The following is a 22,332-nucleotide window of genomic DNA, read 5'->3' on the forward strand; positions in this document are numbered from 1 at the left end:
TTTAATCTTGAAATAACTGAATCGTGTAGTCTAACAATTCAGTATTTCCAAAGTTACCATGGCCCGGAATGACTACTTCTACTTTTGGGTAGGCATTTTTTATACTTTTAACCGTTTTAGACCACTCTTTTTCATTGGCATCAGCTAAATTACCCTTACTAGCACCAATTGCTTTTATCAAACAACCGCCAAACAAAACTTTTTCTTTCGGAAAATAACCCACTACATTGTCCTGGGTGTGACCTTCACCAAAAAATTTAACCACTACTTTTTCTTCACCTAAGTATAAAGTGATTGCGTCTTGAAAGCTCATTTTTGGGAGTTCATTATTTTCTACTATAGCAAAATCTATGGTTTTCTGATAGGCAAAAGAGGTCAGACCACTTTCGTGAAAGGCATTGAGACCGCCTAAACAATCTTCATGAAAATGGGTTGGAATAATTGCTTTTATCTCAAACTCTTGCTGTTTTAACCATTCTATCAGTTCAACGGAAGTTTTGTCATCAATCGGCGTATCAAAAACAATTGCTTGTTGATTGTTGGTAAAAATTGCTCCGTTGCAGGGTACATTTCCCCAATCTTGGGTTTCTAAATAAGAAGTATGCACAAAACTGTTTTCCGTAACTTGTGTGATTTTTAAAGTTTCCGTTTCGTAAACAATTGTTTTGTTAATGGCTCTTTTTTGAGCTTCACAAGCAATTAATAAAAGAACAATAACTATAAAAACCTTCGGTTTAAGCATTTTTAATTTTTAAAGTAACTATAAAACCCATAAAGTATGAACAAAAACCCTATAAGCGCCAATAGATATTTTATGATTTCATTGTGCTGAAAAAAACCAGCACTTGCGGCAATTATTGTTCCTAAAATATAAGCTTGTCCTGGTCGTAATCGAAAAGTTTTTTTCCCTTCCATAGATGGTAAAAGTAAACAATTTATATCAAGGCTAAAATCATTCTTCATATTGTTTATTTCAACGTATATTTGCACAAAAATTTGTGATGAACAAACTTTTAATTGTTGGTACGGTTGCTTTTGATGCGATTGAAACCCCTTTCGGTAAAACCGATAAAATCTTAGGCGGAGCCGGGACTTATATCGCTTTAGCTGCAGAAAAATATAAGGTAGACTCTGCTATTGTTTCTGTAGTGGGCGGTGATTTCCCGAACGAATATTTAGATCTTTTCCGTAGAAAAAAAATCAACACACAAGGTATAGAAATCGTTCAGGACGGAAAAACTTTCTTCTGGAGTGGTCGCTACCATCACGATATGAATAAACGCGACACCTTAGATACACAACTGAATGTTCTTGCCGATTTTCGGCCCAAAGTACCTGAAGCCTACAAAAATGCTGAAGTAGTGATGTTAGGAAATTTACATCCTGCCGTGCAAATGAGCGTGTTGGAACAAGTAGAAAATTCTAGCCTCATTATTTTAGACACTATGAACTTTTGGATGGACCAGACTTTAGAAGAACTAAAAGAAGTGATTGCCAAAGTAGATGTGATTACCATCAATGATGAAGAAGCAAGACAACTTTCTGAAGAATATTCTTTGGTGAAAGCGGCCCGAAAAATCCAAGAAATGGGACCAAAATTTGTAGTGATTAAAAAGGGAGAACACGGCGCTTTGTTATTTCACCAAGACCAGATGTTTTTCTCACCGGCTTTACCACTAGAAGAAGTCTTTGACCCAACAGGAGCAGGAGACACTTTTGCTGGGGGTTTTGCAGGATATTTGGCAGAAACCAACGATTTTTCTTTCGAAAACATGAAAAGTGCAATCATTCACGGTTCTAACCTCGCTTCCTTTTGTGTAGAAAAGTTTGGTACCGAAAAAATGCTTGATCTCGAAAGGAATATCATCAAAAAACGACTAAGGCTTTTTAAACAGTTAACCCAATACGAAATCAAAGAAACTAATTCTTAAAAGACATATTATTTATGAGTGATGCTCTAAAACACGAATGCGGAATCGCCCTTATTAGACTTCTAAAACCTCTTGAATATTACAAAGAAAAATACGGCACCGCATTTTATGGGCTTAACAAAATGTACCTCATGCTCGAAAAACAGCACAATCGTGGTCAAGATGGTGCAGGTTTGGCAAGTATAAAATTCGATACTGCCCCAGGCGAAAGGTACATCAGCAGAGTTCGCTCAAACCAGGCACAACCCATACAAGATATTTTTGCCCAAATAAACGACCGCATCAACGAAGAACTGAAACTTCACCCAGAATACAACGATGATGTTGCCGCACAAAAAAAGAACATTCCGTATATCGGAGAGTTGTTTTTAGGTCACGTGCGATACGGGACTTTTGGTAAAAACAGTATCGAGAGCGTTCATCCGTTTTTAAGACAAAACAACTGGATGCATCGTAACCTCATTGTTGCGGGTAACTTTAACATGACCAACGTTTTTCAGTTGTTTGATAACTTAGTAGAATTAGGACAGCATCCTAAAGAAAAAGCCGATACGATTACCGTAATGGAAAAAATCGGTCATTTTTTAGATTCTGAAGTTCGTAAACTCTATAAAAAATTAAAGAAAGAAGGTTTCTCTAAAAAAGACGCTTCACCTCATATTGCTGAAAAACTCAATGTGGCCAAAATCCTTAGAAAATCATCTAAAGATTGGGATGGTGGGTATGCGATGGCCGGATTGATGGGTCACGGAGATTCTTTTGTATTGAGAGATCCCGCAGGAATCAGACCAGCTTATTATTATCAAGATGATGAAGTGGTAGTCGTTGCCTCAGAAAGACCCGTCATACAGACTACTTTTAATGTAAAGTTTGACGAGGTAAAAGAGTTAGCTCCTGGTCATGCTTTAATTACCAAACAAAGCGGAAAAGTTTCTATCGAAAAAATTATTGAACCTCTAGAAAGAAAAGCTTGCTCTTTTGAGCGAATTTATTTTTCTCGCGGAAGCGATGCCAAAATCTATCAAGAACGTAAAAATTTGGGACGTTACATTATGCCGGAAGTTTTAAAGGCGATAGATTATGATACCATTAATTCGGTGTTTTCTTTTATCCCAAATACCGCAGAGACTTCTTTTTACGGAATGGTAGAAGCGGCTCAAGACGAACTTAATCGTCAGAAAAATGACACTATTTTAGAGGAAAAAGAAAACTTGACCGACGAACGCTTATCAGAAATTTTATCGCACCGTCTTCGCACCGAAAAAATCGCGATAAAAGATGCCAAACTCAGAACTTTTATCACCGAAGATAGTAGCCGTGACGATTTGGTCGCCCACGTTTACGATGTCACTTATGGTGTGGTAAAACCAGAAGATAATCTGGTAATTATCGACGATTCTATTGTACGCGGAACAACGCTCAAAAAGAGTATCATTAAAATGTTAGACCGCCTTGGCCCTAAAAAAATTGTGATTGTTTCATCGGCACCCCAAATTCGATATCCTGACTGTTACGGTATAGATATGGCAAAACTTGAGGATTTTATCGCTTTTAGAGCGGCATTAACCTTGTTAAAAGAGAACAATAAATATCATATTGTAGATGAGGTTTACAAAAAATGTAAGGCTCAAATTAACTTAAAAGATAAAGATGTACAGAATTTTGTGAAAGACATTTACGCTCCGTTTACAGCACAAGAGATTTCTGATAAGATTGCAGAACTCTTATGTGACGAAAGCATAAAAGCCGATGTAAAAATTATTTATCAATCGATAGAAATGCTGCACAAAGCTTGTCCAGAGAACTTAGGCGATTGGTATTTTACGGGTAATTATCCAACTCCAGGAGGAAAAAGAGTGGTCAATAGAGCTTTCATCAATTTTTATGAAGGTAATAATGAAAGGGCTTATTAGAAGATAAAAACTCAATAAAAAAGTATTTTCACTGAAAAGTTTTGGAATTATTTTGATTTTTAATAAAAATTTCTATATTTACAAAACCATAACAAGTAGGTTAAGTTTATGGTAAAATTTGGGGCAAAAAAGGTGGCTATATTTTAACCACCTTTTTACTTTTTATATGTTTTCGCTTTAAGCTAAACTATTTATTTTTAGCATATCTCGAAGCTACTTCTTCCCAGTTAATCACATTAAAAAAAGCATTGATATAATCTGGACGTCTATTTTGATAGTTAAGATAGTAAGCGTGTTCCCAAACATCAAGTCCTAAAATCGGGTAACCACCACAACCAATGCCTGGCATAAGCGGATTATCTTGATTTGCCGATGAGCAGATTTCTAGTTTTCCTCCTTCTTGCACACAAAGCCAAGCCCAACCCGAACCAAATCTCGATCCTGCTGCTTTAGAAAACTCATCTTTAAAAGCATCGAAAGAACCAAACGCGCTATTAATTGCTTTTTCTAGCTCGCCTGTAGGCCTTCCTCCACCTTTTGGAGACATCACAGCCCAAAACAAATTGTGGTTATAAAAGCCACCTCCGTTATTTCTTACGGCTTTGTTTTCCATATCTAAATTAGACAATATATTTTCGATGTTTTTTCCAGCCAAGTCAGTACCTTCGACCGCATCATTCAATTTGCTAGTATATCCTGCATGGTGTTTTCCGTAATGGATTTCCATGGTTTTGGCATCAATATTTGGCTCTAAAGCATCAAAATCATATTTCAGTTTATCCTGTTCAAATGGCATAATTATAATTTTTTATGGTTAATATTTTTCTGAAAGATACCAAATTTAAGCATATCCTTATTTATAACGAAATAAAATAATGTTATAATATCCTTAAAAGAAATTATCGTAAATTGATTTTTAATTGAAAAAAATCATTATAAATTTAAGCTCCCAAAAGAAAATCAACCAAAAAATGCAACTAAATCCAGCACCTTCTTTTTTTATTTATAATGCTTCTGCAGGTTCGGGAAAAACCTATACCATAGTAGTAAAATATCTGGGTATTTTGTTGCTTTCACCCAAAAAAGATACTTATAAAAACATTTTGGCCATTACGTTTACCAATAAAGCTGTCGCTGAAATGAAGACCCGAATCATCACTGCGCTCAAAAACCTTTCGGAAGAAGAAACTGAGGCTACTCAAAATTTATTCGATTCTGTTGTCGAAGAAACGGGTTTATCTAAAACCTCGATTCGTCAGCGAAGTAAATCTATCCTTTTAGAAATTCTGCACAATTACGCAGCGCTCGAAATCAACACCATCGATGGTTTTACGCATCGACTAATTAGAACTTTTGCCAAAGAGCTAAAAATATCAAGTGCTTTTGGCGTTGAGCTTGACACGCCATATATTCTGCAAAAAGCAGTCGATCAGGTTTTAGACCAATTGGGTACAGAAAAAAACATTACCAAAGCGGTAGTCGATTTTGCGATGCGAAAGGTTGACGATGACAAAAGCTGGAATTTAGGCCGTGATTTAACCAAGTTTGGGCAGATTCTTTTTAATGATAACCACCTAGAAGCCATTTCACGATTAGAAAAATATGAATTGGAAGATTTTTCTGTTTACACGAAAGAATTGCAACAGAAAATAAGTGCTTTAGAGCAAAAAGCGATTGATATTGCAGAAGGTTTTTTTGAGTTATTAAATGAAAACAACCTCGAAGATGGCGACTTCACTAGAAAAACCATTCCTAATTATTTTCATAAAATAATTGATAGAGGTGATTGGTTTCCATCACAAAGTCAATGGCAAACAAATATTGAGGAAGCTTCTTTTTACAACAAAACTTTAGATGAAGTAAAAAAAGAAACTATCGAAACCCTTCGCCCTAAAATTGCAACAACTTATAGAGCAATAGAACAAATTGCTTATCGCAAAAAATTGTACGAAGACGTTTTGCGAAATGTCTCTCAGCTCTCACTGCTCAACGCGATCGAAAAAGAAATAGAAAACATCAAAGCTGAAGAAGATCTTTTACTCATTTCAGATTTTAATAAAACCATTTACGAAGCCATCAAAGATTTGTATGCTCCTTTTATTTATGAGCGTTTGGGAGAAAAATTTAATTACTTTTTTATTGATGAATTTCAGGACACTTCGGTTTTACAGTGGGAAAATATATTACCGCTTCTAGATTACAGTTTGACTAATTCTTTACAAATACAACCACAAGGAAAATTGTTTACCGTGGGCGATGTAAAACAGGCGATTTATCGTTGGCGTGGCGGAAAACCTGAACAGTTTTTAGAACTTACCGAGGGTAAAAATCCTTTTCAGGTAAAAGAAGAAGTTTTAAGCCTTGAAGACAACTGGAGAAGTTACCAAAACATCATCGATTTTAATAACGATTTTTTTAAGTTTCTAACTCCTGTTTTCGGAAAAGAAGCTTATCAAAAGTTATATCAAAAAGCGAGTCAACATAAGAAAAAGCAGGAAAAAGGCTATGTTGCTATAAATTTTGTAGAAGCCTCTAAAAAGGAAGAGCGTTTACAATTATACGCCGACAAATGTCTCGAAATTCTAAAAGATTTACAGGCAAAAAACTATATTTTGGGAGAGGTTTGCATTTTGGTCAGAAAAAAAGATATAGGTGTTTTTATTTCTAACTATCTCGCAGAGAATGGTTTTGAGATTAACTCTTCAGAAACTTTGTTGCTAAAAAACTCGAAAGAGGTTAATTTTATTATCAATATTTTATACAGCATTCTCAACCCAAAAGACAATCATTTTAAGTTTGCTTTACTTTATTATTTATACCAACATTTAAAAATAGAAGAAGATGTATATACTTTTGTTTTTGAAAAATTGAAGTATGCTGAGCAAGATTTTTTCAGACAGCTCATTCCGTACCATATTTATTTTGACCTTCATCAGTTTTCACAATTCAGTTTTTACGAAAGTGTAGAATACCTCATCAGAAGTTTTAATCTACCCAAAGAAGCCTCGGCACATCTTATTTTCTTTCTCGATTTTGTGTACGAATTTTCACAAAAAGAAAAAGCCTCTCTACTAACATTTTTAAAGAAATGGGAGCAAAAAAAAGACAAACTCAGTTTAAAAAATTCTCAAAACAGAAATGCCGTAAATGTGATGACCATTCACCAATCGAAAGGTTTGGAGTTTGACACCATTATTTTACCACTGGAAGAAGACAAATTTACAGATACGAGCAAAGATCACTTATGGATAAACTTACCAGAGAATTTCAGTGTCAATCTAGGTTATATCAACGTGAGTCAAAGCACACCTTTGCTTTCAGAAAATATTGCTTTACAATATGAAGAGTTGCTACACGAAAAGCAATTGGATATCATCAATTTATATTATGTCGCTGCGACAAGAGCCAAGAAAAACCTATTTATTCTACCACAAAAAGTAAAGAATGAGAAAAATTCCGTTAACGGATATTTGCAAACTTTTCTTTCACAACAAAAAAATTGGGACGGTGAAAGTCTTTTTGAGATGGGAAACATGTTAGAAAACCAAACCAAAAAAAGCCAGCCTGAAGCTACAACGCCTATTTATTTTGAATCGGTGAGTCCGCAACAGCATCAGATAAATATTATTACCAAATCGGGATTACTTTGGGACACCCCGCAGGAAACCAGCATCCATTTTGGGTTATTGCAACACGAGACCCTAAAGCACATTCATTATGTAGGAGATATCTTCACTTCTGTGGAAAAACTTACCGCTGAAGGTCTGATTTTGGAAGAAGAAAAAGAGCTTTATGTCAGAGAAATTGAAAAAATTGTGCTTCATCCGGAGCTCAAAAAGTATTATGAAAAACCCTATGAAATAAGAAACGAAGTAGAGGTTTTGCATCAAAAGGAGTTTATTCGCTTAGATCGTTTATGCTTACACAAAAATAAAGCTGTGATCATCGATTACAAAACAGGAAGCCCAAAAGAAAAAGATGAAATTCAGTTAAAAAATTACGCGGAAGCAATAGAAAATATGGGCTATCAGGTCGAACAAAAAATATTAATCTACATAAAACATGATGCTCCCATAAAGATTGTTTATTTTTGAGCTAAAATTTTAAGAATTATGTACAGCAATAACATCAAAGATTTCTTACAACAAGAGTTAAACGATATCAAAGAAAGCGGATTGTATAAAAAAGAGCGTATTATTACGACACCACAAGATGCAGTCATAAAAATTAACACTGGTGAAGAAGTCATCAATTTTTGTGCAAACAATTACCTGGGGCTTTCTTCTCACCCAGAAGTGATACAAGCTGCAAAAGACACCTTAGATTCGCATGGTTTTGGGATGAGCAGTGTTCGTTTTATTTGCGGCACACAAGACATTCATAAAGAGCTAGAGAAAAATATTGCCAATTTCTATCAAACAGAAGATACCATTCTTTACGCCGCAGCTTTCGATGCTAATGGTGGTGTTTTTGAACCTCTATTAACTGCTGAAGATGCCATTATTTCAGATTCTTTAAACCACGCTTCGATTATAGATGGCGTTCGTTTATGTAAAGCAGCAAGATACCGTTATGAAAATAACAATATGGAAGATTTGGAAAAACAGCTGCAAGCTGCCAATGATAATGGAGCACGGTTTAAAATTATTGTAACCGATGGCGTTTTTTCGATGGATGGTTTAGTAGCCCCACTAGATAAAATATGCGATTTAGCTGATAAATATGACGCATTGGTAATGATAGACGAATGTCATGCCGCAGGTTTTATTGGTGCTACCGGAAGAGGAACACTCGAAGAAAAGAACGTGATGGGAAGAATCGACATTATTACTGGAACGCTTGGAAAAGCACTAGGTGGAGCCATGGGTGGTTACACAACCGGGAAAAAAGAGATTATTGAAATCTTGAGACAACGTTCTAGACCATATCTATTTTCAAACTCTTTAGCGCCAGCAATTGTAGGAGCTTCTAATAAAGTTTTTGAAATGCTTTCCTCTAATACGGAGTTGAGAGATAAATTAGAGAGCAATACCAAACAATTCAAAAATGGGATGAAAGAAGCAGGTTTTGATATTGTAGATGGAGATTCTGCAATCGTTCCCGTAATGTTGTATGATGCCAAGTTATCACAACAAATGGCAGACATGCTTTTAGAGGAAGGTATCTACGTCATCGGATTCTTTTACCCTGTAGTTCCTAAAGGAAAAGCGAGAATTAGAGTGCAATTATCTGCTGCTCATTCTGAAGAAAATATCGAAAAAGCAATTGCTGCATTTACAAAAGTTGGAAAAAAATTAAACGTGATTTCTTAAAATATTGTTGTTATTGTATTCGTATTAAGAAAATTTTATTAAATTTAATTTTGTATAATCACACTTAACAAAGTATTTTTGTGAGTAATTAACACTTAAAATTAAATCAATTAAATATGAAACATCTTAGCAGATTATTATTAGTGTCTATGTTTTTTATGGTAGCATTTACCGTAAACGCACAAGACAAAAACAATCCTTGGGTTCTTGGTATTGGTACTAATGCCGTAGATTTTTACCCAGCTCAAAAAGACGCTCCTTTTAGTGAGTTTTTTAATGCAGGAGATCACTATAACATTCTCCCTGCTGTATCTAGAATCTCATTAACGAGATATATTGGGTCTGGTTTTTCTGGTCAGTTAGCAGGTTCTTTAAATAACATAGATCAAATTGGTGATTATGGCGTAGAAGATTTTATGTATTATTCTGCAGATGCTACAGTTTTATACAATTTGAGATCGCTTATTAATCCAGAAGGTTGGTTTGATCCTTATTTAGGTATTGGAGGAAGTTATGTATGGCTTGGTGAAGAAGAAACTTTTATGGCAAATGGTACAGCTGGTATTAATTTTTGGGTAGCTGACAATATAGCTATAAACTTGCAAACTATTTTCAAATATGATGTTTCTGACGAATTGATGTTTGAAGATGTACCAGATGGTGCTAGCCACTTCCAACACGTATTAGGTATTAAATTTGCTTTTGGAGGAACAGATACTGATGGTGATGGTATTTATGATGATGAAGACGAGTGTCCAGAAACACCAGGTTTAGAAGAATTTAATGGATGTCCAGATTCTGACGGAGATGGTATCGAAGATAGAAAAGATGACTGTCCAAACGAGGCTGGTCCTGCTGAATTAAACGGATGTCCTGACTCTGATGGTGATGGTATCGCTGATAAAGATGATGATTGTCCAAATGAAGCTGGTTCTGCTGAACTAAACGGATGTCCTGACTCTGATGGTGATGGTATCGCTGACAAAGATGATGATTGTCCAGAAGAAGCTGGTCCAGCAGAAAACAATGGTTGCCCATGGCAAGATAGAGACAATGATGGTGTTTTAGACAAAGACGATCAGTGTCCTGATGTTGCTGGTACAACTGCAAACAATGGTTGCCCTGAAGTAACTGTTGAAATCATCAACGAATTAAATGAGTACTCTAAAACTATCTTATTCGACTTGAATAAATCAACAATCAGAAAAGAGTCTTATGATGCATTAAATTCGATAGCAAGTATTATGAATGAGTATCCAAACGCTAAATTTCATATCGAAGGACATACAGATAGTCAAGGTAGCGATGCTTATAACATGAAGTTATCTAAAGAAAGAGCTGCTTCTGTAATGACATACTTATCTGGTCACGGAGTATCTGCTTCTAGAATTACTTCAGAAGGTTATGGTGAGTCTAGACCAATTGCAACTAACAAAACTGCAGCTGGAAGACAACAAAACAGACGTGTAGAAATTTCTTTACAGAAGTAATAGAAATTTAAGCAAAAATAATTCAAATAAAACGCCCTCTTTTTAGAGGGCGTTTTTTATTTTAGTAGGTATATGAAAAGTTTTTTAGAGGAATCCATAGACCATATTTTAGAAACAGAAAGTGAAATAGAAAAACTCACTTTTATACTACCGAGTAAACGTGCTGTCGGGTTCTTAAAACACCTTTTTAAAAAGAAAATAAAACACACTGTTTTTGCTCCAAAAATTCTAAGCATAGAAGAATTTATTGAAGACATAACCCAACTTCAAAGTTTATCTTTTATTGAAACAACATTAGAATTTTATAAGGTATACAAAGCAATTGTTCCTAAAGAAAAGCAAGAAAACCTCAACGATTTTTTCAATTGGTCGCAAACCATCATTCATGATTTTAATGAAATAGATCGATACCTTATCGATGACCAACAGTTTTTTACTTACTTATCAAATATTCAAGAAACCAATTATCTCTTCTTAAAAGGAACTTCCGATATTTTAGACAGTTATTTAGATTTTTGGCAGAACCTACCTCAACTCTATCAACAATTAAAAAAGAACTTGTTAAATCAACAAAAAGCTTATCAAGGTTTAGTTTACCGAAAAGCTGCAGAAGACATTCATAAATATATTTCAAAAAGCAATTCTAAACACTTTTTTTTAGGTTTTAACGCATTAAATAATGCCGAGCAATATATATTCCAACAATTCATAGAAAAGGGAAAAGGAGAAGTATTCTGGGATGCAGATGAAGCTTTTATGCAAACCAATTATGAACACAGTGCTGCTTTGTTTCTAAAAAAATATAAAAAGACGTGGCACATCTTCCAAAACAAGCCTTTTTATTTTATTCGAAACAATTATGCCCAACCTAAAAATATTCAACTTTTGGGTATTGCCAAAAATATTGGCCAAGCGAAAGCAGTTTATCAAGTTTTGGAAGATTTACCTTCAGAAGAAATAAAACAAACCGCTATTGTACTAAATGATGAAGCCATGCTGCCCATTGTCATCAATTCATTACCTGATAAAATTGATGAGATAAATATTACTATGGGCTTTCCGTTGGCTCAAACACATGCTTCGAAATTATTTGATATTTTCTTCGCTCATCAAAAAGACCAGAAACAAGACATCTATTATAAGCAAATTATTGGCTTTCTAAAGCATCCACTTATTCAAAAAGTTATTGGGAGTGATGCCAAAACACTTGAAAAACACCTTATTTCCAATAATATTATTTACCTCAAATTGAGTGAAATAAAGAACTTGAATCTCACTCAAAGTGAATTTTTTACCACTTTCTTTCAAAAATATGATTCCAGCGAAAGTTTTTTAAATGCTATTTTCAAAATCATAGTGCACATCAAGAGCAAGCTCAAAAAAGAAGATACTTTAGAATTAGAGAGTCTATTTCATATTCATCAATTGTTTGTAGAACTAAAAAATAATCTTTCCAATTATCAATTGGATATTGATATTAAAACACTCTACCTGTTTTATAAGGCTTCTTTACAGCAAAAAAGTTTAGACTATCAGGGTTCAGCTTACGAAGGCTTACAACTAATGGGAATGTTAGAAACGCGGTGTCTCGATTTTAAAAATATTATCCTTACCAACGTCAACGAAGGTTTATTACCTTCAGGGAAATCTGTAAATTCTTATATTTCTTATGATCTAAAAAAGGAATACGGCTTACCAACCTACAAAGAAAAAGATGCCATTTATGCTTATCATTTTTATAGGCTTCTACAAAGAGCAGAAAACGTATATATCTTGTATAATACCGAACAAGAAGGTGTTTACGGAGGTGAAAAAAGTAGGTTTGTTACCCAGTTAGAAATAGAAAAAAACATAGAGCCGAAACAAGTTAACTTTTACAGTAAAACCGCTCAAAAAGAACTTTTAGTGATTGAAAAAACACCCGAAGTGATTGAAAAAATAAAAGACTTCGCAAGTTATGGTTTTTCACCTTCGGCATTAACTACTTACATCAGGAATCCGATAGATTTTTACAAGCGTTATATTCTTGAGATTAAAGACGAAAATAGCCTTGAGGAAGTTATCGAAAGCAACACGTTCGGAACGATTATACACGATACTTTAGAAAATTTATATCAAGATTTTAAAGGTAAAATTTTACAAAATGAAGATATAGAACATTGTCTTGACGTTTTTGAAGTAGAATTAAAAAAGCAGTTTCAAGAAAATAACCAAATAAAAAATATAGCTTCTGGAAAAAACTATTTGGTGTATGAAGTCGCCAAAAAATATGTTTACAATTTCTTGAAAATAGAGCAGGAATTGATTTCTCAAAACGATATCAAAATCGTTTCGTTAGAAAAACCATCAAGCTGCGAACTCAATAACTTACCGTTAGATTTTCCTGTAAAACTTCGCGGAAAAGTAGACAGAATAGACCTCATGAATGGACAAAAGCGTATTATCGATTACAAAACTGGTAAAGTCTTACCAACCGATTTAACAGTAAAAGATTGGTCGCTTCTACAAGAGGACGAAAAGTACAGCAAAGCTTTTCAAGTGCTGTGTTACGCCAAAATGGAAATCCAGGACAATGAATTTGATACTACACAGATTGGCGTGATTTCTTTTAAAAATATGAAAGCAGGTTTTTTACCTTTTAAAGAAGATAAAAACAATTTTATTTCTAAAGAAACTTTACTTACATTTGACCAAATTCTTTCAGAACTGATTGCAGAAATCTGCAATCCCGAAGTTCCTTTTATAGAAAAAGAGCTCAAAGAAGTCAAATTTTAGGGGGAATTAGCTCAGTTGGCTAGAGCGTTTGGCTGGCAGCCAAAAGGCCACCGGTTCGAATCCGGTATTCTCCACAAAAAATCCGCTTAAAGCGGATTTTTACATTTTATAAACCCACGTGGCTGGATCTAAATACTGTGTGTTTTTAAGGATATAAAAAAAGACCGTTGGTCTTCCGGTAGAAGTCGCGTGACCAACTCTACCAATAGTTTGCCCTGTCGTCACTTTATCGCCCGTTTGAACACTTACACTAGAAAGGTTGTTATATACCGAAATGTAATTACCATGGGCAATCATCACGGCTTTATTGGCTCCTTTGATAGCTTGTATTTTAATCACTTGACCGTTAAAAATAGATTTTACAGCCTCGTTTTCGTTGGTTTCTATTCGAACCCCATTACTTTTTATGGTCGTTGTTCGCACCACAGGATGCGGATGAACTCCAAAACGCATCGAGACATTTCCAGACTTTACTGGCCAAGGTAATTTTCCTTTATTGGCGGTAAAATTGTCTGCCAATTCTTTGGCTTCTGGGGTCAACTCGAAGGTAGAAGTATTGCTCGATTTTCCTTTTTTGGCATTTTCGGCGGCAATCGCTTCTCTAATCAGTTTTTCTATCTGAGCATCTATCCTAGAAATTTCTTGTTGTCGTGTTGCCAATTGCTTTTTAAAGGTTCCTGCTTTGGCTTGTATCTGCGCTACTAAAGCTTCTTGCGTTTTCTTATCTTTTAGTAGTTTACTTTGGGTTTCTCTATTTTCAGTAAGCAGTTTTTCCTTTTCTTTTTTCTGATCGACCAACTTTTTATTAAGCTCTTGCAATGCCAAGGTTTGTGATTTGATTTCTTCCCCTTGCTGCTCACGATAATTGGCATATTGCTTCATATATTGCATACGCTTGTAGGCTTGTAAAAAGTTTTCGGAAGACAATAAAAACATAATACGGCTTTGTTGTGATTTGCTCTTGTATGACTTTCTGATCATTTTAGCATAATCTTCTTTTAAAACCTCCAATTCTTTTCGCAACTCAGCAATTTTATTGGTGTTAGTGTTGATCTCGCGCGTCAGTAAATTGGCTTCTTGATTGGTTACCTTTATTAAGTTCTCCGTTGCTTTTATCCTTCGGTCGATATCTTCTACTTGTGTTAAAACCGATTGCTTTTCCTTGACGTTTTTTTCCAATAATGAGTTAATCTGACGAATCTCTTGACGTAATTCCAAACGCCTCTGCTCAAGTTTTTCTTTTTCGCTTTGTGAAAATCCGGCGAAAGCCATCAGAAAACAGCAACTCACCAACACTATTTTGATTATCTTGTTATTCATCTATTTTTATTTCTTCGTATCCGTTTGGTATTTCAAAAGGAAAAGTCACCTCAACATTGGTTTCTATTTGGCGGTAATCTATCTCTATCTGTGTAGTTTTATCGTCTTCTTGAGCGATAATTTTAATCTCGTAAGGAAACCATTCTTCTCCAACTTTTTGATAATTTGCATAAGTGATGGTTAAGGTTTGGTTTTTTAGCTTTCGCGAAATGATTTGTTTATCCAACAAATAATGAGAAGGATTGATGTGGTATTCTTTCTGAACAATCTCATTTTTGCTCTTTAAAACATAAGCCGTTGGAGTGTTTTCTTGGCTAAATTTATCGTCGTTTAAATCGTAGATACTTTGTCCTAAAAACATGTTTTGAACTTTCTCAAAATCGAGATCTGTTCCGAGCCAATCGGTCAACAAGAGAAAATCACCATCAAAATATTCTTGATTGATTTTTTCGTAAAACTGCACTTTTCCTGGCGTAATATAGGCTTTTGCCAACGGAATCACACCGCCCAATTTAGCACTTAACCAAATCGCTTGATCTTTCTCCATTCGCAAAGCAATGGCGATAGATTGCTCATCATCTTCACTTTTGTATGCGCCTCTTACTCTTGCCTGAAGCGTTCTAAAATCTACTTCTGCATCTTTATGGGCTTTGACAAGAGTTTTGGTACTAACGTTGTCTGCAACCTCGCCTACAGGCAATTTTTTTTTAGCTCCGCACGAAACCAAAAACAGAAAACTGCAAATTATTAAACCTATTTTACGAATCATTTAATCTTTTTTACTGTAATTTTTTAAGTTCAGTATTTATCTTTAGAGTTAGATTTTCATCATCTATGATATAATCTAAACCTTCTTTCAGCAAATTTATTGCCTCTTGTTTTTTGCCGATTTGGCTGGCCGCAACTCCTTTATAATAATAAAAATAAGGTTGTGACGGGTAAATTTCTAAAGCTGCATTACTCCTTTTGTAAGCCAAATCGTAGGCTTTTTGTTCAAGCTCTAGTTCGATGACTTTTTTAAGCAACTCAAAATTGGTCGGATCGTTCTCCAATTGCTTGATGTAAACGTTATAACCTTTTTTAGTGTCTTCACTCACATAATAATTTTCGATGATTTCTTGGTCGGTAATTTCGCTTTCAACCAATTGCATCAAGCTATTTTTATATTTGGTGTCTCTCTGTGCTAATTTTACAAAATCTTGTAAAAGCATTTTTTTAACGGATTCATCTTCAGTGTGATGAACAACATTTTTTATTTTTACCACAGCTTCATCGTGTTTGTTTTCTTGCAATGCAACTTGATATCCATAAAAATCGTTCAAGACGGAATTAGGATGGTTTTTCTGTAATTTTTGAGCCACTTCAACCATTTTATTCTTCTGATTGGTGGTTTTGTACATATACATCAAACGCAAGTAAAAGTTTGGATTTGCCGAATTTCCATCTACTTGTTCTTGCAAATAATTCATTTCAAAATTAGGGTTCTTTGCTTTTGCAAAAATTTTACCTCTCAATTCTTGATGAAACTCATTAAAGCCTCGCTTTTCGTCTAATTTTTCAACCGATGCTAAAGCTTTTTCATATTGATGGGTCAAGCCATACAAATTGGCTAAATCTTCGTAATAATCGACATTTTGAGTTGCCAGCTTTTCAGCAATCGGGATGGCTTTTTCAGCATTTTGTGTCAAAGCATAAACTTCGTAAAGTTCTCGCAAAACATCATTATCGGTAGGTTTTTGTGTTAAAACTTTTCGTAAATAATCTTCTGCAGTAGTGTAGTTTTTAAGGCTTTTATAGTTTTTCCCAAGTTCAAAATCAACAATAATTGCTTTTGGGTTTATTTTTTTGCAGGCTTCCAACAAATCTATAGCGCGGTCGTAGTTTTCGATGGCTTTTTGTGCCAACGCATCAAAAAACTTCTCCTGAAACTGGTTTTCTTCTTGATTGATCTTTTTCGAGGCAATCGAATCAAAATCGGGATCGTCTATTTCTTGAGCAAAATTTACTTGAGTGGAAAAAATTATTCCCACCAACAACCAAAGTTGATATGAAAAATTTCGCTTCAAGCTCATTATTCTAAAATACTGTAATCGCCAATGCTAATTCTGGTAAAATTGCCGTCATATTTGGCGTGATTGCCAATCATCGCTTCATGAAGTTGGGCATTTTTTATCGCCGTGTGATTTTGTATCAAACTGTTTTTGATAGCACTATCTGTTATTGTACAATTTGCCCCAATCGAAACGTTTGGCCCAATCGTACAGTTTTCTAAAACCGTATTTTCACCAATAAAACAAGGTTCGATAATGGTGGTATTGTTCTTTTTTACACTTTCGTGGATGAGTTGCCCATTATCTTTGTGTAAAAAGCCAAGCATTTTACTGTTGGTTTCTAAAGTCACATTTTTGTTTCCGCAGTCCATCCATTCATCAACCGTTCCTGTTTTGAAAATTTTACCGTCAGCCATCATTTTTTTTATGCCATCGTTGATTTGGTATTCGCCTCCATGCATCAAATTTTCTTCTAATACTTCTTGCAACTTCCCTTTTAAAACGGAAATATCCTTAAAATAATATATTCCGATAACGGCTTGATCGCTTACAAAAGTTGTTGGCTTTTCTACCAATTCGACGATTTCGTCTCTCTCGTTCAGGTTAACGACCCCATAAGCTTCTGGATTATCTACTTTTTTGGTCCAGATTACGGCATCGGCTTTTTCGTCTAACTCAAAATCTGCTTTGATCAAGGTGTCCGCGTAAGCGACGACTGCAGGACCCGAAAGTGAATCTTTGGCACTCATAATTGCGTGGCCTGTTCCTAGCGGTTCACCTTGACGGTAAATAGAAGTTTTGGCGTTGAGACTTTGCCCGAGTTTTTGTAAGCTCTGTACTACATCGTCACCAAAAAAAGCGGGATCGCCCAAGATAAAAGCCACCTCTTCGATGGGTTGTTTGAGTACTTTGGCGATATCTTTTACCAAACGGTGTACAATAGGTTCTCCAGCCACTGGAATAAGCGGTTTTGGAACGGTTAATGTATGTGGACGTAATCTTGAGCCTCGACCAGCCATCGGTACGATTATTTTCATTTTTTTATGTTTGATTAGTTAGTTCCTGTACTGCCAAATCCTCCTTCACCACGAACAGTTTCGGTTAGTGTTTCTACTTCTTCCCAAATGGCTTGTTTGTGCTTGGCAATGACCATTTGTGCAACTCTTTCTCCGTCTTCGACCACAAAAGTTTCGTTCGATAGATTCACTAAAATCACACCTATTTCGCCTCGATAATCGGCATCGATAGTTCCTGGAGCATTCAGCACGGTAATTCCTTTTTTTGCAGCCAGACCACTTCTAGGCCTCACTTGCGCTTCGTAGCCTTCAGGCAATTCGATAAAAAGACCTGTTTTGATAATGGCTCTATCTAAAGGTTTTAAGCTAACCGATTCGTCTAAGTTTGCCCGTAAATCTACTCCAGCAGAAGCGGTGGTTTCGTAGTTGGGAAGTGAGTGTTTGGATTTATTGATGATTTTTATTTTCATTTCTTCGCATTAATGACATTAAAGTTTGTTTTTCCATTACATAGATAATTATCAAAAATATAAAAAGTAAGCTGCTTCCTATCCATAAATCATTATCAAATTTATAATAGGATATAAACGCTATAAAAACAGCAATTGATAAATAGGCCAAAATACTTTTTAAAGCGTAAGGAACGGGATAATATTTTCTTCCTAAGAAATAGGAAATAAGTGTCATACTTAGATAAGCCAATAAGGTTGCCCAAGCAGCAGCCATAAAACCAATTTTTGGAATCATTATATAATTAAAAGCAATCGTAATTAAAGCTCCTATAACCGAAATATACATCCCGTATTTTGTTCTATCAGTGAGTTTGTACCAAATAGCCAAATTAAAATAAATCCCTAAAAACAAATTGGCTAAAAGAACAACAGGGACGATGTCTATCGCCTCCCAATATATTGGATTATCTACTAAAAGCTCTTTAAAAAAGTCTAAGTAGACCGTTATAATTACTAATATTAAACAACCTAACACTACAAAATATTTCATGATTAGGGCGTATGTTTGTTTAGCATTTTTTTCTTCAGAATGAGTAAAAAAGAAAGGTTCTGCACCTAAACGAAAACCCTGAATAAAAAGGGTCATAAATACTGCTATTTTATAACAAGCACCATAAGCACCATTCACTTCTTTACTTATCATCTCCGGTATGAGCCATTTATCAAAATTCTCATTAATTACATAAGCCAAACCTGCTACCATAATAGGCCATCCGTAGTTGAGCAATTGTTTAAAAATGGAATAACTGAAACGCAATTTTTCCTTAAAAAAGTAAGGTAGTAAAAGAAAAAGCGTGACTAAACTAGCGACAACATTAGCTATAAAAATATATTGGACTAAATCTTCTGAATTGAAAAAAGGAAATTCCATCTTATAGGTAGGAATCAACCACAAAAAGAAAAAGTTTAAACCTACATAAATTAGTAGATTAGTTAATTTAATAAACATATACTTAAATGGTCTGCCTTGGGCTCTTAAATAAGCAAAAGGAATAACAACGAGTGTATCTAATGCCAGTATAGCTATCAATAAATTAAAATAATGGACTCTAAGATTAAAAAAGGCAGCTAACTCTTCATTAAAAAACCACGCTGTTCCTATCAATAGAAAAGTACTTATAATAATACTCGTAAATGCCGTTGTAAAAACAAGACCTTTTTCTTTAGCTTTACTAAAAAACCTAAAAAAAGATGTTTCCATCCCGTAAGTAAGCAATACGTTGAAAAATGCAGCATATACATAAAAGTATATATTATCTGAATAACTTGTAGTTTCTAAAGTGTCGGTATGAAGACGCACTAAAACAATATTCATTAAACGAGGAAGTACCGTCGCTAAGCCATAAATAATGGTATCTCTAAAGAATCTTTTTAGTGCCAATCGTTTTATTGCATTTAATGCTAAAAGTACATAACAAAAAAAAGCCCTACAAATTGTAGGGCTTGAATATTTATCATTTTTGCTAAAACTCTAACTATTTAACGCCTCTGCACCACCAACAATCTCTAAGATTTCATTCGTAATGGCAGCTTGACGTGCTTTGTTGTACTGAAGTTTTAAGCTATCTCTTAATTCGGTTGCGTTTTCAGTTGCTTTGTGCATCGCAGTCATACGCGCTCCGTGTTCTGAAGCAAACGAATCTCTAAGTGCTTTAAACAACTGCATTTTTAAAGATTTTGGAATCAATTCCTTAATGATATCTTCTTTATTAGGTTCGAAAATATAATTAAGTACATAACCGCCTTCTTTTACTTCTTCGGTTTCTTTTTCTGCTGGCACAATGGGTAACATTTGTTCTGTAGTCACCACTTGTGTTGCCGCATTTTTAAACTGGTTGTAGACTAAAACTACTTTATCATACTTTTCATCTACAAAAGCATCCATGATTTCTTGAGCAATTTCTGCGCTGTAATCAAACTCTAAACGATCAAAAATATCGGTGTTGTTTTTATGAATGTTTTGTGTCTTCTTTAAAACATCATTGGCTTTTTTACCTAAGGTAAGTAAGCTCACATTTTTTCCAGCAAACTCCTGCTGAACCAAATTGTTTACCGCTTTGATGATACTCGAGTTGAAAGCTCCAGCAAGTCCTCTATTAGAGGATATCGCTACGATCAATACGTTTTGTACTTCGCGTTGTTCTGCAAATTTACTTTGGCTATCACTATCTAAAGTTGCACTTAGATTTTGTAATAATTCGGTTAATTTATCTGCATAAGGACGCATCGCCGTGATGGCTTCTTGTGCCTTATTTAATTTTGCAGCAGAAACCAATTTCATCGCACTCGTGATTTGCATCGTGCTCGAAACCGAGGAAATTCTACTACGTAACTCTTTTAAATTTGCCATGTTATTTTAGTAATGAGTCGTTAGTGATGAGCATTGAGAAAGTTAAATCTCAATGCTCATCTCTCAAATCTAATTTTTATACTTTGCCGAAATTTCTTTCGCAACATTTGTCAACACTTCTAAAGCTTCGTCGGTTAATTTACCTGCTTTTAAAGTATCTAACGTATCTCTATGCTTAGCTTCTAAGTAAGCTAAATAATCTGCTTCAAATTCCTTCACCTTCTCTACAGGAACTTCTCTTAACAAGTTTTTAGAACCTGCATATACAATCGCAATTTGGTTTTCTACTGGATACGGATCGTTTTGTGCTTGTTTTAAAATCTCTACGTTACGCTTACCTTTTTCGATCGTGTTTAAGGTAGAAGCATCAAGGTCTGAACCGAATTTCGCAAAAGCTTCTAACTCACGGTATTGGGCTTGATCTAATTTTAACGTACCTGCAACTTTCTTCATCGATTTAATCTGAGCGTTACCCCCAACACGCGATACCGAAATACCTACGTTAATCGCTGGACGAACACCAGAGTTAAATAAATCTGATGTTAAGAAAATCTGACCATCGGTAATCGAAATTACGTTGGTTGGGATATAAGCAGAAACGTCACCTGCTTGTGTTTCGATAATTGGTAAAGCTGTTAACGAACCTCCACCTTTTACTTTATCTTTTAAAGATTCTGGTAAATCGTTCATGTTTTTAGCGATATCATCATCGTTAATCACCTTTGCAGAACGCTCTAACAATCTTGAATGAAGATAGAAAACGTCTCCAGGATACGCCTCACGTCCTGGTGGACGACGTAATAATAACGAAACCTCACGGTAAGCTACCGCTTGTTTTGATAAATCATCATATATAATTAAGGCTGGACGACCTGTATCTCTGAAATATTCACCAATCGCAGCACCTGTCATAGGAGCATAAACCTGCATCGGTGCAGGATCTGATGCGTTTGCTGCTACAATCGTTGTATATGCTAAAGCACCTTTATCTTCTAATACTTTTGCAATACCTGCAACCGTAGAAGCTTTTTGACCAATCGCTACATAAATACAGTAAACTGGCTCTCCTGCATCATAAAATTCTTTTTGGTTCAAAATGGTATCGATACAAACAGTAGTTTTACCTGTTTGACGGTCACCAATCACCAACTCACGCTGACCTCTACCAACAGGAACCATCGCATCGATAGATTTAATACCCGTTTGCATTGGTTCTGTTACCGGCTCACGGAAAATTACCCCCGGAGCTTTTCTTTCTAATGGCATCTCGATCGTTTCACCACTAATTGGGCCTTTACCATCGATTGGTTTTCCTAAAGTATCCACCACACGACCTACAATTCCTTCACCAACTTTTATCGAAGCAATTCTTTCGGTACGTTTTACAGTGTCTCCTTCTTTAATTTCTTTTGAAGATCCTAATAATACCACACCAACATTATCTTCCTCTAGGTTTAATACCATTCCTTCTAAACCGCCTTCAAACTCTAAAAGCTCACCATATTGTGCATTTGAAAGTCCGTAAACGTTAGCAATACCGTCACCTACTGTAAGCACGGTTCCTACTTCATTTAATGAAGCTTTTGCTTCAAAACCTGAAAGTTGTTCTTTAATGATTGCTGATACTTCAGCAGGATTTACTTCTGCCATAATTAATTATTA

General features: G+C 35.1%; 17 protein-coding genes and 1 tRNA gene. 7 read left to right on the forward strand and 11 right to left on the reverse strand.

Annotated features, from left to right (window positions below; genetic code table 11):
- Position 1: 1 nt before the first annotated feature.
- Complete coding sequence (gene bla / locus DNG35_RS03380) at positions 2-742, reverse strand: subclass B1 metallo-beta-lactamase (RefSeq protein WP_111126348.1); 741 nt, start codon at positions 740-742, stop codon at positions 2-4.
- 2 nt (positions 743-744) lie between these two features.
- Positions 745-963 carry a hypothetical protein gene (locus tag DNG35_RS03385; protein WP_111126349.1) on the reverse strand — a complete coding sequence of 73 codons (219 nt, stop codon included), beginning with the start codon at positions 961-963 and terminating at the stop codon, positions 745-747.
- A 38-nt stretch (positions 964-1,001) separates the two neighbouring features.
- Between DNG35_RS03385 and DNG35_RS03390 the strand changes: the two genes are divergently transcribed.
- Both DNG35_RS03390 and DNG35_RS03395 read left to right on the forward strand, forming a co-directional pair.
- Positions 1,002-1,931 carry a PfkB family carbohydrate kinase gene (locus DNG35_RS03390; protein WP_111126350.1) on the forward strand — a complete coding sequence of 310 codons (930 nt, stop codon included), beginning with the start codon at positions 1,002-1,004 and terminating at the stop codon, positions 1,929-1,931.
- 14 nt (positions 1,932-1,945) lie between these two features.
- Positions 1,946-3,844 carry an amidophosphoribosyltransferase gene (locus tag DNG35_RS03395; protein ID WP_111126351.1) on the forward strand — a complete coding sequence of 633 codons (1,899 nt, stop codon included), beginning with the start codon at positions 1,946-1,948 and terminating at the stop codon, positions 3,842-3,844.
- Positions 3,845-4,031: 187 nt separating this feature from the next.
- Here the strand turns inward: DNG35_RS03395 and DNG35_RS03400 are convergent, their stop codons facing one another.
- Positions 4,032-4,640 (reverse strand): superoxide dismutase, encoded by a 609-nt coding sequence (locus tag DNG35_RS03400; protein ID WP_111126352.1) that lies wholly within the window; start codon positions 4,638-4,640, stop codon positions 4,032-4,034.
- Positions 4,641-4,764: 124 nt separating this feature from the next.
- Here DNG35_RS03400 and DNG35_RS03405 point away from each other — a divergent pair, with 124 nt between their 5' ends.
- The 5 genes from DNG35_RS03405 to DNG35_RS03425 all read left to right on the forward strand — a co-directional run bounded on the left by DNG35_RS03405 (position 4,765) and on the right by DNG35_RS03425 (position 13,495).
- Entirely contained in the window at positions 4,765-7,938 is a 3,174-nt protein-coding gene (locus DNG35_RS03405) for an exodeoxyribonuclease V subunit beta (protein ID WP_111126353.1), read from the forward strand.
- Between the two features lie 18 nt (positions 7,939-7,956).
- A complete protein-coding gene (gene kbl / locus DNG35_RS03410; protein WP_111126354.1) occupies positions 7,957-9,156 on the forward strand; it encodes a glycine C-acetyltransferase in 1,200 nt (399 codons plus the stop codon).
- A 116-nt stretch (positions 9,157-9,272) separates the two neighbouring features.
- Positions 9,273-10,646, forward strand: a complete 1,374-nt coding sequence (locus DNG35_RS03415) for an OmpA family protein (protein WP_111126355.1) — start codon at positions 9,273-9,275, stop codon at positions 10,644-10,646.
- Between the two features lie 72 nt (positions 10,647-10,718).
- Complete coding sequence (locus tag DNG35_RS03420; protein ID WP_111126356.1) at positions 10,719-13,421, forward strand: PD-(D/E)XK nuclease family protein; 2,703 nt, start codon at positions 10,719-10,721, stop codon at positions 13,419-13,421.
- A tRNA-Ala gene (locus DNG35_RS03425) sits at positions 13,422-13,495 on the forward strand.
- A 25-nt stretch (positions 13,496-13,520) separates the two neighbouring features.
- Here the strand turns inward: DNG35_RS03425 and DNG35_RS03430 are convergent.
- The 8 genes from DNG35_RS03430 to atpA all read right to left on the reverse strand — a co-directional run bounded on the left by DNG35_RS03430 (position 13,521) and on the right by atpA (position 22,320).
- The gene (locus tag DNG35_RS03430; protein WP_111126357.1) at positions 13,521-14,741 is read right to left on the reverse strand and encodes a murein hydrolase activator EnvC; all 1,221 of its coding nucleotides are present in this window, start codon (positions 14,739-14,741) and stop codon (positions 13,521-13,523) included.
- The gene (locus DNG35_RS03435; protein WP_111126358.1) at positions 14,734-15,510 is read right to left on the reverse strand and encodes a DUF4292 domain-containing protein; all 777 of its coding nucleotides are present in this window, start codon (positions 15,508-15,510) and stop codon (positions 14,734-14,736) included. The genes DNG35_RS03430 and DNG35_RS03435 overlap by 8 nt, the downstream gene beginning before the upstream one ends.
- A 10-nt stretch (positions 15,511-15,520) precedes the next feature.
- Entirely contained in the window at positions 15,521-16,771 is a 1,251-nt protein-coding gene (locus tag DNG35_RS03440) for a tetratricopeptide repeat protein (protein WP_158524866.1), read from the reverse strand.
- Positions 16,772-16,812: 41 nt separating this feature from the next.
- Positions 16,813-17,829, reverse strand: a complete 1,017-nt coding sequence (locus tag DNG35_RS03445) for a sugar phosphate nucleotidyltransferase (RefSeq protein WP_111126360.1) — start codon at positions 17,827-17,829, stop codon at positions 16,813-16,815.
- A gap of 14 nt (positions 17,830-17,843) precedes the next feature.
- Positions 17,844-18,278 carry a dUTP diphosphatase gene (gene dut / locus DNG35_RS03450; protein ID WP_111126361.1) on the reverse strand — a complete coding sequence of 145 codons (435 nt, stop codon included), beginning with the start codon at positions 18,276-18,278 and terminating at the stop codon, positions 17,844-17,846.
- Positions 18,256-19,701 carry a polysaccharide biosynthesis C-terminal domain-containing protein gene (locus DNG35_RS03455; protein WP_233494442.1) on the reverse strand — a complete coding sequence of 482 codons (1,446 nt, stop codon included), beginning with the start codon at positions 19,699-19,701 and terminating at the stop codon, positions 18,256-18,258. Before DNG35_RS03455 ends, dut begins: the two co-directional genes overlap by 23 nt.
- A gap of 90 nt (positions 19,702-19,791) precedes the next feature.
- A complete protein-coding gene (gene atpG / locus DNG35_RS03460; protein ID WP_111126362.1) occupies positions 19,792-20,670 on the reverse strand; it encodes an ATP synthase F1 subunit gamma in 879 nt (292 codons plus the stop codon).
- Between the two features lie 69 nt (positions 20,671-20,739).
- Positions 20,740-22,320, reverse strand: a complete 1,581-nt coding sequence (atpA, locus tag DNG35_RS03465) for a F0F1 ATP synthase subunit alpha (protein WP_111126363.1) — start codon at positions 22,318-22,320, stop codon at positions 20,740-20,742.
- Between the last annotated feature and the right edge of the window lie 12 nt (positions 22,321-22,332).

The organism is Mesonia sp. K7, from assembly GCF_003233725.1.
Lineage (GTDB): Bacteria > Bacteroidota > Bacteroidia > Flavobacteriales > Flavobacteriaceae > Mesonia.